Source organism: Brevibacterium sp. Marseille-P9724 (assembly GCF_902500275.1).
Lineage (GTDB): Bacteria > Actinomycetota > Actinomycetes > Actinomycetales > Brevibacteriaceae > Brevibacterium.
On sequence record NZ_LR722990.1, the window covers coordinates 120,585 to 134,695 of the forward strand.

The 14,111-nt window shown below is 62.2% G+C and carries 11 protein-coding genes, 1 tRNA gene and 2 pseudogenes; 7 read left to right on the plus strand and 7 right to left on the minus strand.

The window, feature by feature from the left end; all coding sequences use genetic code 11:
• Positions 1 to 16 precede the first annotated feature (16 nt).
• The 3 genes from rsgA to GC119_RS00625 are packed head-to-tail and all read right to left on the minus strand — an operon-like array spanning position 17 to position 2,795.
• A complete protein-coding gene (rsgA, locus tag GC119_RS00615; RefSeq protein ID WP_070573870.1) occupies positions 17 to 1,027 on the minus strand; it encodes a ribosome small subunit-dependent GTPase A in 1,011 nt (336 codons plus the stop codon).
• A complete protein-coding gene (gene aroA, locus GC119_RS00620) occupies positions 1,027 to 2,325 on the minus strand; it encodes a 3-phosphoshikimate 1-carboxyvinyltransferase (protein ID WP_070573868.1) in 1,299 nt (432 codons plus the stop codon). Before aroA ends, rsgA begins: the two co-directional genes overlap by 1 nt.
• Entirely contained in the window at positions 2,325 to 2,795 is a 471-nt protein-coding gene (locus GC119_RS00625) for a DoxX family membrane protein (RefSeq protein WP_083304108.1), read from the minus strand. Before GC119_RS00625 ends, aroA begins: the two co-directional genes overlap by 1 nt.
• A gap of 263 nt (positions 2,796 to 3,058) precedes the next feature.
• On the opposite strand from GC119_RS00625, the gene GC119_RS00630 reads away from it, so the two are divergent.
• Positions 3,059 to 3,670, plus strand: a complete 612-nt coding sequence (locus GC119_RS00630; RefSeq protein ID WP_070573867.1) for a sigma-70 family RNA polymerase sigma factor — start codon at positions 3,059 to 3,061, stop codon at positions 3,668 to 3,670.
• A gap of 29 nt (positions 3,671 to 3,699) precedes the next feature.
• Positions 3,700 to 3,939, plus strand: coding sequence for a mycothiol system anti-sigma-R factor (rsrA, locus tag GC119_RS00635; protein WP_083304107.1), 240 nt, complete (start codon positions 3,700 to 3,702; stop codon positions 3,937 to 3,939).
• Between the two features lie 151 nt (positions 3,940 to 4,090).
• Here the strand turns inward: rsrA and GC119_RS11230 are convergent, their stop codons facing one another.
• From GC119_RS11230 to GC119_RS00645, 3 genes are all read right to left on the minus strand, one after another.
• Positions 4,091 to 4,171, minus strand: coding sequence for a 50S ribosomal protein bL37 (locus tag GC119_RS11230; RefSeq protein ID WP_370919328.1), 81 nt, complete (start codon positions 4,169 to 4,171; stop codon positions 4,091 to 4,093).
• Between the two features lie 78 nt (positions 4,172 to 4,249).
• Entirely contained in the window at positions 4,250 to 4,858 is a 609-nt protein-coding gene (locus GC119_RS00640) for a GDSL-type esterase/lipase family protein (RefSeq protein ID WP_070573863.1), read from the minus strand.
• Entirely contained in the window at positions 4,855 to 8,571 is a 3,717-nt protein-coding gene (locus GC119_RS00645; RefSeq protein WP_070573861.1) for a multifunctional oxoglutarate decarboxylase/oxoglutarate dehydrogenase thiamine pyrophosphate-binding subunit/dihydrolipoyllysine-residue succinyltransferase subunit, read from the minus strand. The genes GC119_RS00640 and GC119_RS00645 overlap by 4 nt, the downstream gene beginning before the upstream one ends.
• 267 nt (positions 8,572 to 8,838) lie before the next feature.
• Here GC119_RS00645 and GC119_RS00650 point away from each other — a divergent pair, with 267 nt between their 5' ends.
• The 4 genes from GC119_RS00650 to GC119_RS00665 all read left to right on the plus strand — a co-directional run bounded on the left by GC119_RS00650 (position 8,839) and on the right by GC119_RS00665 (position 12,574).
• Positions 8,839 to 10,146, plus strand: coding sequence for a hemolysin family protein (locus GC119_RS00650; protein WP_226829141.1), 1,308 nt, complete (start codon positions 8,839 to 8,841; stop codon positions 10,144 to 10,146).
• On the plus strand, positions 10,143 to 11,192 hold the full coding sequence (locus tag GC119_RS00655; protein WP_070573859.1) for a hemolysin family protein: 1,050 nt from the start codon (positions 10,143 to 10,145) through the stop codon (positions 11,190 to 11,192). The genes GC119_RS00650 and GC119_RS00655 overlap by 4 nt, the downstream gene beginning before the upstream one ends.
• A gap of 154 nt (positions 11,193 to 11,346) precedes the next feature.
• Positions 11,347 to 12,459: a D-alanyl-D-alanine carboxypeptidase family protein gene (locus GC119_RS00660; protein WP_226829143.1), complete on the plus strand. Its 1,113-nt coding sequence runs from the start codon at positions 11,347 to 11,349 to the stop codon at positions 12,457 to 12,459.
• Between the two features lie 42 nt (positions 12,460 to 12,501).
• Positions 12,502 to 12,574, plus strand: a tRNA-Arg gene (locus GC119_RS00665).
• Between the two features lie 377 nt (positions 12,575 to 12,951).
• On the opposite strand, the pseudogene GC119_RS00670 reads toward GC119_RS00665, so the two are convergent.
• Positions 12,952 to 13,149: pseudogene (locus tag GC119_RS00670) on the minus strand (integrase core domain-containing protein); the annotation flags it as partial.
• 391 nt (positions 13,150 to 13,540) lie between these two features.
• Here GC119_RS00670 and GC119_RS10995 point away from each other — a divergent pair.
• A pseudogene (locus tag GC119_RS10995) lies at positions 13,541 to 13,911 on the plus strand (IS21 family transposase); the annotation flags it as partial.
• Positions 13,912 to 14,111: the final 200 nt, after the last annotated feature.

Genomic DNA, 14,111 nt, shown 5'->3' on the forward strand with positions numbered 1-14,111 from the left:
AGGCTAGTCGAATGGCCTAAGCAGTGCCGAGACTGTCCAGAAGGCGGCGAAGCGAGTCCAGCCGCGCGGCCCCTCCTTGGCCGGCGCGGCCATCGGCGACCCACCTGTCCAGCGCACAGCCGGGGGAGTCCGCCCGGTGTTCGCACCCGCGCGGACAGTGTGCGGTCGCCGGTGCGAGGTCGGAAAATGCTGTGATCACAGTGTCAACATCAACGTGGGCAAGGCCGAAGGAGCGCACTCCGGGAGTGTCGATGACCCATCCGCCGTCGGGCAGCGGAAGGGCGAGGGCCGATGAGCTGGTGTGCCGGCCGCGTCCGGTCACCTGGTTGACGTGCCCGACAGCACGGTCGGCCTCGGGGACGAGCGCATTCATGAGTGTTGATTTGCCCACCCCGGAATGTCCCAGCAGAACGCTGATTCTGCCGTGCAGACGGGCAGCCAGCTCAGTCGTCTTCGGCTTGCCAGAAGAATCGAAACCGCACGCGATGATGGGGACGCCCGTGTCCGCGAATCGTTCACACAGAGAGTCAATCGGCGCAAGGTCGAGCTTGGTGACCGCGAGGATCGGTTCGATGGACGCATTGAAGGCCGCAGCAATCGCCCGGTCGATCAGCCCTTCCGAGGGAGCTGGGTCAGCTGCCGCCGTGACAATGACCAGTTGGTCGGCGTTGGCGACGATCACCCGTTCGGAGTCGTCATTGTCGTCTGCGCTGCGCCGCAGAATCGTCTTGCGGTCGTCGAGCACGACAATGCGGGCCAAAGTTCCCTCGGTTCCCGAAGTATCGCCCACCAGCCGTACACGGTCGCCCGGGACCAGGGGAGTGCGCCGCAGGTGCGAGGCGCGCACGCCCGTAACGTCAACACCCGTGTCGAGCTGAACCCTGTAGCGGCCCCGGTCGACCGATGTGATCATCCCGCCTATCGCTCCGTCATAGCTTGGCAGCTCTTTTGTCCGCCGACGCTTGCCCTTGCGGTTGGGGCGAGGACGATAGTCCTCTTCTGTGAAGTGCGCGTAGCGGCCCGCCATCAGCCGAAAGCCTCGTCCCACATTCGGGTGAATGCGGGCAGTGTTTTGCCGACGGTGTCGGGGTCGTTGATGACAAGCCCCGGGGTGACCAGCCCGAGGACCGCTCCGGCCATGACCATGCGGTGATCCGCGTAGGTGTTCCAGCCCCGGTCTGTGCGTGGGCTGACGGAGTGGGAGGGCTGGCCGGTGATCGTGAGGGAATCCTCACTTTCCTCTACTTTGACGCCTAAGCTCGAAAGTTCGGTCGCCAGTGCGCTGAGCCTGTCGGTTTCGTGCCCGCGCAGATGCCCGATTCCGGTGATTCGCGAGGTGCCGCCGACCGCAGCTGCCACTGCTGCTGTCACCGGGGTGAGTTCGCCGACGGAGGACAGATCGAGGTCCACGGGTGTCAGCTGCCTGGGGCCGCGGACTGTGAGTTCGCCGCCGGTGAGTTCACATTCACCGCCGAATGCCTGCGCAATGCGGCGGAACTCATCGCCTGCCTGCGTTGTGCGATCCGGCCAGTGGGGCACTGTCACTTCGCCGCCGGTGACCAGCGCGGCAGCGAGGAATGTCGCGGCGTTCGACAGATCGGGTTCCACCGTAACGTCCAGCGGCGCAATGGGGCCGGGGCGAACGCTCCACACATTGGGCTTTGGGGTGTCGACCGCGACACCGGCTAAGCGAAGCGTTTCGATCGTCATGTCGATGTGCGGAACAGAAGGCAGGGACGCGCCCGTATGGCGCACGGTGAGGCCATTGGCAAAACGCGGTGCGGCCAGCAGCAGGCCGGAGACGAACTGGCTGGATCGGCTGGCGTCGATGTCGATGGATCCGCCCCGGGGCACAGAGTCGACCGTCATGGTGAACGGCAGGGCCTCGTTTTCGGAGCTGACAGCAACACCGAGGTCGCGCAGTGCCGTGAGCACGGTGCCCATGGGGCGAACGCGGGCCTGTTCGTCTCCGTCAAAGCGGGCGGAAACACCGGCGGCAGCACACGTAAAAGGAACAAAGCGCATGACAGTCCCGGCCAGACCGCACGCGACCTCAACAGGAGCACTGCTGGAAACGCCCGGGATGGGTGTGATACGCACGGAGTCGCCGTCGAGCTCAGCAGAGCCGCCGAGAGCGGTGACCGCATCGAGCATGAGCTGAGTGTCCCGCGAGATCAGCGGTGCCCGCAGAATCGAGGGTGCCTCGGCGAGGGCTGCCAGCACAAGCAGACGGTTGGTGAGAGATTTCGAACCGGGGACAGAAACACGAGCCCGCACCGGCTGAGAAACAGCGGGTGCGGGCCAAGTAGTGCGGGTGTCAGTCATCAGGATGTCGGCGAAATTGCGTCCATTGCCTTAGCGGACTGCTTTTCAATGCTGTCCCACGCGCTCTCGGCAGCGTGGCGGGCACGCCATGCCAGGCTGGGGCGGCCGGCGGTGTCGACAGCGGCCAGCAGGGCTCCGCCCAGCAGCGAAGTCTTGGTGACCAGGGAGGTCTTCTTCTCAGCCTCACTGTCGAGCTGTTCGGCAACGACATCGATGAGGTAGGTGCTCACCAGCAGACCGGCCGACAGGCGCGGCATTTTGCCGATGGCAAGCAGGCTGCCGGCTGCGATCTGTGCAGCACCGGCACCGCGGGCAACGAGTTCGGGGCTGACCTGGACGTCGAACTTTTCGTCCAGCAGTCGGGTCAGAGGGGCGATAGAAGCGGACTGGGGGCGGCGTGCCCGGCTGACGCCGTTGGCGATGAACGACGTGGCAAGCATTGGGCGGGCAATAAGCCGTACGAGAGACAAAGCTGCGTCCTTTCTTTCGAGAGCAGTTCAAGCATATCGCCCACGACCGCGAACGGCAGAGTCGGCCGAACCTGCGGTCGGGCTGCCGCGGAATAGTTGCCCGGCACCGGCCGTTGTGCCCAGTGAAAAGACCGAGAGGAGATCGCATGGTGCTGTGCCAGGAGCGACGGTCGCCAGCTCAAACCGAAGCGACAGGCTCCGCTGGTGCTTCCGCGGATAGTTTCCCAGAGCGCGCACATCGCGGGGACGTAGCATTGACCGTGATGAGTGAACCGATTGACCTTGAACGCGAAACGGACGAAGAGCGCGCAGCGCGCTTTGAAGCCGACGCCCTGCAGTATGTCAACCAGCTGTATGCAGCCGCCATGCGCATGACGCGCAATCCGGCAGATGCCGAAGACCTCGTGCAGGAGGCGTATCTGAAGGCATACGCGGCCTTCCACCAGTACAAGCCGGGAACCAATCTCAAAGCATGGCTCTACCGGATCCTGACGAACACGTTCATCAACAACTACAGGAAAAAGCAGCGTCAGCCGCTGGAATCCAGTGATGACGACATACAGGACTGGCAGCTGCACCGAGCGGCCAGCCACACCTCGGATCAGGGCCGTTCTGCAGAACTCGAAGCGCTCGACCAGATGCCTGACTCCGACGTCAAAGAGGCGCTGGCCAGCCTGCAGGACGACTTCCGCATGGTGGTCTACTACGCGGACGTCGAGGGACTCCCGTACAAAGAAATCGCCGAAATCATGGATACGCCCATCGGCACGGTGATGTCACGACTGCACCGCGGACGCCGCCAGCTGCGTGAAAAGCTCACCGACTACGCAGCTGAGCGAGGCATCGGCACTGCGAAGACGGAGGTCAAGAAATGACTGAGACAAACCGATGGAGTTCGTGTCGCATGGAAAGCCTGGAACGCATCTACGGGTACCTCGACGGTGAACTCAGCCCCGAAGCCTGTCGGGCAATCGAAGCTCATCTGCGTGACTGTGAAGAATGTTCGGATGAATACCAGATCGAATCAATGCTGAAGAAGCTTGTGCGCCGTTCGTGCAACTGCGATGTCGCACCTGAAGGACTCGTCGAGCGAATCCGGGCCAGGATCACAGTCGAGAGCACCCAGATACGCTGGCAAAGCTGAGATGTGCCGGGTGATGCTGCGGTTTGACAGGGAACCTCGGAGCATCAGACAGCTGAACCAGGCTTCGCGTTTCATAAAAGCCTGAAGCAGACAAAGAAGGGCGTGATGGTGAAGAACACCATCACGCCCTTGCGTCTGTAGAGACCGAGGATCAGCGACCTGCGTTGGGGCGCTTGCCGTGGTTAGCGGGCTTATTCCTGCGGTCCTTGCGCTTACGTCCGCGCTTGCTCATAATGATCTCCTCCTGGTCAACTACGGTATTCTTTCACACTGCCGCTCCCACGCCAAATAGAGTGAGCAGCGCCTCGAATCAGACGACGGCGTCCTCCACGCCCAACCATTCAAACCATCCTCGGTTGAGCACGAGCCACGACAGCAGTCCGTAGCCCTCCTGGCGCGGCAGACCGTCGTTTGACGCCGCCAGTTCCCGCTGCCAGACAGCGTGGTCTGCCAGGGGAGTGAAGCAATCCACGTAGGGGATGCTGCGGCGCAGGGCAACTTCTGAAAATCCGCGGTTGAGTTCTTCAATCCTGCGGTTGTCGGCGTGGTCGCGTGCGGGGGTTGGGCCGACGACAAAAGCCGAGTACCCGCGGCTGAGAGCCTGGTCGAGAAGATTAGCCAGATTCAGCCGGGAACGCGCCGTGGAAGTTCCGGCGGCGATATCGCCGCAGCCTGGAGCGAGCACCAGCCGATTGTCACCGTCATCGTCGAAGCGCAGTGGGGCTTCGGCCATGCAGCGGTCTGCAAACTTCGCGGAATCTTCGCCCGGGGCAGCCAGAGTATAGAATCTGGCCCCCTCGAGCACTGGGTGCGTGCGGACAGCCACACGGCCAACCCATCCCAGGGCACGACCATCGCCGTGGCCGGCAACCAGATGGTCACCGGCCACGACGATCGATGTGCTCCTGTGCGGAGTCACTTATCGAAGACCCGCTTGATGACTTCGGCCTGTTCGAAGTCGTGAACCTTCTTCAGGCCGGTAGCCGGTGCTGCAGACGATGCGCGGCCGACGGGGCGCAGCGTGCGACCGTCGAGCGCGGGGTCCAAGTGCAGGGCCATGAACGGGTAAGCGCCCTGGTTTTCGGGCTCTTCCTGCGCCCAGACGATTTCTGCATCGGCCGGGTAGGCGCTGAGTGCTTCCTTGACCGCGTCGGTGTCGAGCGGGTACAGCTGCTCCATGCGGACAATAGCCGTGGTTTCGTCGTTGCGCTTGGAGCGCTCAGCCACGAGGTCCCAGTAGAACTTGCCGGAGACAAGAACCACCCGGTTGACCTTCGAAGCATCGACGGTCGTGTCGGCAATGACCGGTTCGAAACGGCCCGAGGTGAACTGCTCGACATCTGTTGCGGCAGCCTTGAGGCGCAGCATGGACTTCGGCGTGAAGACCACCAGGGGGCGCTTGTTCTCGGTGTGTGCGTGGCGGCGCAGCAGGTGGAAGTGCGAGGCGCCGTTCGACGGGTTTGCAACCGTCATGTTGTTCTCTGCACACAGCTGGAGGAAGCGCTCAATGCGGGCCGAGGAGTGGTCCGGGCCCTGGCCTTCGTAGCCGTGGGGCAGAAGAAGAACGAGACCGGAGAGCTGTTCCCACTTCTGTTCAGAAGACGCGATGTATTCGTCGATGATCGACTGCGCGCCCTGAGCGAAGTCGCCGAACTGAGCTTCCCACAGCACGAGGGCCTTCTTGTTCTCAACGGCGTAGCCGTACTCGAAGCCCATGGCGGCATATTCGCTCAGCAGCGAGTTGTAGACCCAGAAGCGAGCCTGATCATCGGTGAGGTTGGCAAGCGGAGTCCATTCGTTGCCGTTGTCGTGGTCGATCAGCACAGCGTGGCGCTGGGTGAAGGTCCCGCGGCGGGAGTCCTGACCGGCAATGCGGACCGGGATGCCCTCCATGAGCACCGAACCGAAGGCCAGCAGCTCAGCGAAGCCCCAGTCGATGCCGCCCGAACGCGACATTTCCTGACGCTTCTTCAGAAGGCTGCGCAGCTTCTTGTGAACTTCGAAGTCTTCGGGGACGTCGACGTGGGCGTCGCCGATCTTTTCGATGACGTCGCTGGACACAGCGGTTTCGATCTCCGTGCCGAAGTCGGTTGGCGCGATGTCGATCTTCTGCGGGAATCCGGCGTCGGCACCTGCGGACTTCTCGGCTTCCTTCGTCTCTTCGAAGGCGGCTTCGAGCTTGTTCTGGTAGTCCTTGACGACTTCGGAGACCTGTTCGTCGCTGATGAACTTCCTTCCGACAAGGGATTCGGTGTAGAGCTTGCGCACCGAGGCCTTCTTGTCGATGAGCGAGTACATGACCGGCTGGGTCATCGACGGGTCGTCGCCTTCGTTGTGCCCGCGGCGGCGGTAGCACACGAGGTCGATGAAGATGTCGCGGTGGAACGTCTGGCGGAATTCGAATGCCAGGCGGGCCGCACGGAAGACGGCTTCGGGGTCATCGCCGTTGACGTGGATGACCGGAGCCGAGATCGACTTGGCGACATCGGTGGAGTAGAACGACGAGCGGGCCGATGCCGGTGATGTGGTGAAGCCGACCTGGTTGTTGATGACCACGTGGATCGTACCGCCGGTGCGGTAGCCGCGCAGTTCGGACTGCTGAACGGTTTCGAAAGCCACGCCCTGACCGGCGACGGCTGCATCGCCGTGGACCAGAATTGGAAGAACGCCGAAGCCCTCTTCGCCGTGGTCGAGTTCGTCCTGCTTGGCGCGCACAATTCCGCCGAGAACGGGGTTGACGGTTTCGAGGTGGCTGGGGTTTGCCGCGACCGACACCTTGGTGGTGTTGCCTGCCGGCGAGGTGAAGGAGCCGTCCATGCCCAGGTGGTACTTGACGTCGCCGGAGCCCTGGAAGGATTCGGGCGACTGCACACCGTCGAACTCGCGGAAGATCTGTGCGTAGGACTTTCCGGCGATGTTCGTCAGAACGTTGAGGCGGCCGCGGTGGGCCATGCCGATAGCCACTTCTTCCAGGCCTGCGTCGGCGGCTTCGTTGGCGATTTCGTCCAGCAGGACGATGGTCGATTCGCCGCCTTCGAGCGAGAAGCGCTTCTGGCCGATGTATTTGGTCTGCAGGAAGGTTTCGAAGGCTTCTGCTGCGTTGAGCCGGCCGAGGATGTGGCCTTGTTCTTCGCGGGTGAGCTCTTCGTGCGGAACTTCGATCTTCGACTGGAACCAGCGGCGCTGCTCCGGGTCGGCGATGTGCATGTACTCGTAGCCGGTCGTGCGGCAGTAGGCGTCGCGCAGCAGCCCGAGGATGTCGCGCAGAGGCATGACCGGTTTGTCACCGAAGCCGCCGGTTGCAAAGGAGCGCTCGAGATCCCACAGGGTGAGGTCGTGGTTGTTGATGTCGAGGTCCGGGTGCGTGCGCTGGCGGTACACCAGCGGGTCGATGTTCGCCATGAGGTGGCCGCGGGTGCGGTACGAGTCGATCAGCTCGATGACGCGGGCGGTCTTGTTGACATCGTCGGTATCGGATGCATCGAGGTCGGGCAGCCAGCGCACTGGTTCGTAGGGAAGCTGGAGGGACTCGAAGATTTCGTCGTAGAAGCCGTCGGCGCCCAGCAGGTATTCGTGGACGAGTTTGAGGAATTCGCCCGAGCCTGCACCCTGGATGACGCGGTGGTCGTAGGTCGACGACAGGGTCACGACCTTGGAAACGGCTAGACGGTTGATGGTCTCCTGGCTTGCGCCCTGGAATTCTGCGGGGTAGTTCATGGCGCCGACGCCGACGATTGCGCCCTGACCGCGCATGAGGCGGGGGACGGACATCATGGTGCCGATGCCGCCGGGGTTGGTCAGCGACACGGTGGTGCCCGCGAAGTCTTCGGCTCCGAGCTTGCCGCCCCGGCCGCGTTCGACGAGGTCGTCGTAGGCCGCCATGAATTCGCGGAAGGTCAGAGTGTCGGCTGCCTTGACGTTGGGCACCAACAGCATGCGCGTGCCGTCGGGGCGGGGCACGTCGATTGCCAGCCCGAAGTTGACGTGGGCCGGCTGTACCATTGCAGGTTTGCCGTCCTGTTCGTCGTAGTAGACGTTCTGGGTGGGCATCGCCTTGAGTGCCCGGATCACGGCAAAGCCGATGATGTGGGTGAAGGAGACCTTGCCGCCGCGAGTGCGCTTGAGGTGCGAGTTGATGACGATCCGGTTGTCGATCATCGCCTTAGCCGGAAGCTGACGGTAGGACGTAGCGGTGGGAACGTTGATGGAGTCGTCCATGTTGACGGCTACGGCCTTGGCAGGTCCGCGCAGTTTGGTGACCTTGTCTTCAGCATCCTGAGGCGCTGAGGTGGTCTTCTGCGCACTGCCGGCTGCGGTCTTCTTGGAGGCGGCGGTCTTGGATTCGGCCTTAGGGGTTTCCGCTTCCGTCGACGAAGGGGTTACGCCCTTGGACGACGTCGAGCTCTTCTTCTTTGTGCTCTGCGAAGATGTGGCAGGGGCCTTCTTCTGCGGAGCCGCCTTCTGTGCGGCAGGGGCCGAATCGCTGCTCTGAGCTTCGTACTTCTCAAAGACGGGCCACCAGGCCTTGTCTACTGAGTTCTTGTCTTTTCGGTACTGCTCGTAGAGTTCCTCAACCAGCCATTCGTTCGAGCCGAAGTCATCGGCCGTGATGGTCGGGTTCGATTCAGACACGGCGCTGATCGCCTTCTTCCTAAGCTTTGGTGGGTACAACGACGTCGCGAACCAGTCTAGCCAATTGATTCGGCAGTATCCCGCACGGTTTAGATTTCTCCTGTGTCGTCCGTCACCCCGGTCGAAGCGCGGCCGATCTGCCGCGCGGTTGGCGACTCGAATCCCGCTGACTGTTCGCTAGGATGGCGTCATGAAATATGCCAGTTTCGGCCCGGCGTTGACCGTCGGGTTCTTGTGCGCCTCGGTGACGTTCGAGGTGGTTTCGTAGTGGAGTGGCTGTATCTGGGCTTGGCCCTCCTCATGATCGTCGGCACGGGTTATTTCGTGGCCGGCGAATTCTCTCTTCTGACACTCGATCGGCACGATGTCGACAAGGCACTTGCCGAAGGGAAGCGCGGAGCTAAGTACCTGGATTTGGGGCTGAAGCACCTGTCGACGCAGCTGTCTGCAGCACAGCTGGGCATTACGCTCACCACGCTTCTCACGGGCTTCTTGATGGAGCCGTCAGTCGGTGTGCTGCTCAGGCAGCTGTTCACCGGCTTTGATGTTCCCGCTGCTGCGGCGCAGACCCTGTCAATTGTCATTGCGCTCATCATTTCGACCGTGCTGTCGATGGTGGTCGGCGAGCTCATGCCGAAGAACATGGCGATCTCCGCTCCCATGACCGCGGCTAAGATCGCCGTGCCGTTTCAGTACTTCTTCTCTGTTGTCTTCAAGCCGGTGATCGCGCTCCTCAACGGTTCGGCCAATAGGGCGCTGCGTTCAATGGGAATTGAACCGCAGGAAGAGTCGACGGCGGGGCGGTCGGCAGATGAGCTCACCGCACTTGTGCGCCATTCTGCCGATGAAGGTGCGATTGACGAACAGACGGCCGACCTGGTTACCCGCACTCTGAGCTTTTCTGAACTCACGGCGGAGGACATTATGACTCCGCGCACGCGCATGGTGTCGGTCAACAAGGACTCGACTGCCGCGGACATCATCGCGCACGCACGTTCGACTGGCTTTTCGCGCTTTCCGGTGGCGGGTGACTCGCGCGATGACATCGTGGGCATTGTGCACGTCAAGCACGCGATTGCCGTTCCGTTCAGCAAACGTGAGGACGCCTACGCCGGGGGTCTTATGTCCGATCTGCGCGAGGTGCCGGACACCTTGGAACTGGAGCCTCTCCTCCTGCTCCTGCGCCAGGAGGGCAACCAGGTGGCTGTCGTCATCGACGAGTACGGCGGCACCGCGGGTCTTGTCACGCTGGAGGACGTTGTGGAAGAGCTCGTTGGGGAGGTCGCCGATGAGCACGATCGTCTGCGCGTCATGGTGCGGCCGGCCCGCGACGGCTCGTGGATTGTGCCGGGCATGATGCGCCCGGACGAGGTGGTGGAGGCTACCGGCATGGCGATTCCCTCGAATTCCGATTACGAAACCATGGCCGGCCTGGTTCTCTATCGTTTGGGAGAGATCCCGAAGGTCGGCGCGCGCATCAGCATTGACGGCGCCGATCTCGTTGTCGAGAGGATGATGGGCCATCGGATCGAGCGGCTGCGCATGATCCCCGACTTTTCGAGGACGGCACTGTGAACGACTGGTTGGGACTTTTCTGGCTGGTGGTGCTCATTCTGGGCAATGCCTTCTTCGTGGCCGCTGAATTCAGTGTTGTGGCGGCTCGCCGTTCGCAGATCGAGCCTTTGGCTGACGCCGGGCGCCGTTCAGCCAAAACCGCGCTGTATGCAATGGAGCACGTGTCGCTCATGCTGGCCATCTGCCAGTTGGGCGTCACGGTCTGTTCGCTTATGCTCGGCGGCATTGCCGAGCCTGCAATCCACCACCTTTTGGCCGGCCCGCTCGAGTGGATGCAGATACCTCCCGCGGCTGCCGGTGCCCTCGGCTTTGCGATTGCGCTTTCGGCTGTGACCTTTCTGCACGTGGTCGTCGGCGAGATGATTCCGAAGAACATTGCGCTGGCAGAAGCGAAGCACTCTGTGCTGATTCTGGCTCCGCCGCTGGTCTTCCTGGCGAAGATCTTCGGCTTCGTCATTCATCCGCTCAATGCCTTTGCCAATGGCCTGCTCAAGCTGTGCGGGATCACTCCGCGCGATGACGTCAACGCCGCCTACACGGTCGAAGAAGTGCAGGCGATTGTCGCTGAGTCCAAGCGCGAAGGTCTCTTGGCCGACGACGGCGGACTGCTCAAAGGGGCCTTGGAGTTCTCCGACAAAAAAGCTTCCGATGTCATGGTTCCCATCCAGAAGGTTGTCACTGTTGCGCCGGACGTGACGCCTGAGCGCATTTCAGCTCTTGTTGGGCAGAAGGGCTTTTCGCGGTTCATTGTGCTCGATGCCGACGGTGCGCCCGACGGCTATATCCACGTCAAGGACGTCCTGTACGTCGAAGACGAGGTCGACTATGAAAGCCCCGTGCACTCCAAGCGCTTTCGCTCGCTGGTGACGATTTCGGCGGACGCTGAAATCGAAGATGCTCTGCAGAAGATGCAGGAGGCGGGAAATCACGTCGGCTGCGTGATCAGCGCGGCAGGAAAGCCGGTCGGCGTTCTGTTTCTGGAAGACGTTCTCGAAGAGCTTGTCGGCGAGGTCCGCGACGTGATGCAGCGCGGATCGGCCAGCTGACGGGCTGAATGAGCACTCCATAGGTGATCTGTCTGTGATTAACATGCCAAGGCGATAACAGAATTGTGAAGATGGCTATTGGTCGTTACACTGTTGTGACATCGGACGCTGTCGATGACGGCGCATCCGTGAGGTTGTTACCCGAGGGAGGATTGTGGACGCAGGAACGAATGGCCAGCCTATGAGCCGCCGTGAAGCGCTCCTGGCTGAAAAGCGCGCCGCCCGCGGGGAAGCCTCCGCCACGATGCCGAATGCGCAGCCTATCAGCCGCCGTGAAGCGCTCCTGGCTGAAAAGCGCGGCATGCGCGGAAGTGCTGTCGAGGCGGTGCCCAATCGCCAGCCTATGAGCCGACGCGATGCTCTCATGGCTGAAAAGCGCTCTGCGAAAAAGAGCAAGTTCAGCTTTATGCGCCGTGCGGACGCCGTGTCGTCGGCTGCGGGTAGGCGCGCCTCTGTTGTCCCCTTGGCTCCGGTCAATAACGGGCCGGTCCCGGCGGCGATCGGCCGTGGCTCTGACGGTTCTCGCCTGCGCGCATACCGCATGCGCCGCCAGCTTGCCGGTTCCTCAGTCGCTGCAGTCGCCGCGATCGGCGTGATCGGAGGCGGTTTCGCCGTTATGAGCTCAAGTCTGGGCTCTTCGGCCTATGCCAAGGCCGAAGAAGTCGGGGATTCACCTGATGGCCTGCTGCTGGAAGCAGTGGACGGTGCAGGCGCACAGAGCGGCGATTCGACTCTCGGCCAGACGAGCAGCCTCTCGGGCGGTGTTCTGCAGTCTGAGGGCGACAAAGCCCACGCTGCTTCGCGCACCATTGAACGCACCGCTCTTCCCGGCTGTTCCGGCGATGCTCCCTCGGGCGATGCCCAGAACGGACAGCTTCCGGACGAATGGATGTGCAAGATCGGTGTTGGTGGACACCAGCTTCGTGCTGACGCTGCGGTTGCCTTCGCTCAGATGAACGCTGCGTACAAAGCGGACACCGGCAAAGAGCTTGAGGTCACCGACAGCTACCGGCCCATCGGTTCCCAACAGGCAGTAGCGGCCTCCAAGCCGGGACTTGCCGCAAAGCCTGGAACCTCAATGCACGGCTGGGGCATTGCCATCGACTTCGGCGGCGGGACGGAAACCGCCAGTGGACAGCAGTACGAGTGGCTTGTCGCAAATGCCGGGGAATATGGCTGGGAAAACCCGGACTGGGCAAAGTCGAGCAAGTACGAGCCCTGGCACTGGGAATACGTACCAGCTCGCAAAATGATCAAGGGCCAATGACCGACACGGCTCTCTGATGCGTGATACAGTTGGAGAGCTTTTGCCCGCGTAGCTCAGTGGATAGAGCGTCTGCCTCCGGAGCAGAAGGTCGTAGGTTCGAATCCTGTCGCGGGCACGAGAACGGGCCCCTGGTCAGCGGAAACGTCGATCAGGGGCCTTCTTCATGCCTGTCTCTAGGGGCATGTATGCACTGAAGTGCGCAATATTCAACGGGCCGCCGGCTGCACGTGGGGGCCGCCCAAGGGATGATGAGCTCATGCGCATCGACGAGTTCTTCCAGGAGTCGCCAGTCACTGGGAGCCCCTGGGGCTCACATGAGACCGTGCTCAACGCTGAGCTGCTGACCTGACAGGTCCAGGGCACTGCGCAAGACCCGAATCCTCTGGAGGCAGCGTTGTCGCTCACCAGACTCGTCCGCGCAGAGCTGCGAGTCCTACGGCACTGAGACGGCGCATGGTCGTCGATCGGCTGTCGTGTCGATCTTCCGCCGCTTTAGGTGTATGGGGTCACGACGTGGTCGACACGTTCGTGGACGCGGGCGGCCGGTGGCTGATATGCACAGGGGGTATGAGGCCGATGACAGTTGTAGTGATGGCCCCGCACCTCTATTGCCTTCCGGTGATCCTGCTTGGACTCATTGACGCGGGCAAAGAGGCATTCCTCGGAAAGCAGTCGCTGGTATCGCTCGATAACTTGGTCCCTTTCTCCGGCACGACGCGAATGAGGCGCGTGATGCCGGTGCGCAGGCCGCGGTGGTGGCCCAACTGTGTCAGTTCGAGATGGATGCGCCGAGCTGACCGTTTGTGTTCGGGACGGAGCCGGCTGTCGTCGAGGACGCGGGTTACGAAGCTGTGTCTTCTTTCCGGGGCCAGCGGGGTAATAGCGTGGGTCATCGGAACGGGGCTCGTTCTGCTGGATGGTTGCTCAGACACCACCCATCGTGCAGTTCGGGTGCCCGTTCCTTCATCCCGGTTGGCGACTGCAGCGTCATGCCCACAACATCTCGGCTCCTTCTGCCGTGTGGCCGATCACACGGCAGAAGGAGAAAGTCGAATAGCACGCAAGTATACGCGATTGGTCGCCGGGGCGCGGGGAACGCGAAAGCGTCTATGCACCCAGCCTGATTGGGACTTCGTCCACCGCGAACTCGCCGGTGTCGGAGCAGCGCTGAAACTGCTGCATGGTGAGCACCGCGATGCGTGCACTGCGATGGGGGCTCCGTCGATGGGGTGCAACAGGTTCTGCAAGACGTGTCAGCAGCATGGCCTCGTCACCGGACTCTCAACGCGAGTCCGCCGCAAAGCAGGTCAGAGCGTCGAGGTCGACTGGTCGGGCAAGACGATGCGTCTGTCGGATCCCGTCGGCGGTCGCAGTCAGCGGGTGCACGCGTTCGTCGGGTGCCTGCCGTTCTCACGGTATGCATTCGTGTGGCCGACGTTGGACATGAAGCAGGGCGCCTTGCCAAGCTCCGGGTTTCATAGATGCTCTGCTTCTTGGTCTTCTGCGCAGTCTCCACCGCACCGATGACGTTTGTCGGTGCCTTTGCCCCTGTGGCCGGACCCGCTTGAGCCGGTCTGCTGAGCGGATATCCTGCTATGGCAATTGTGATGGCAGTATTGCTCATTGGTGCCGGTGGGCTGACAACTCGATAC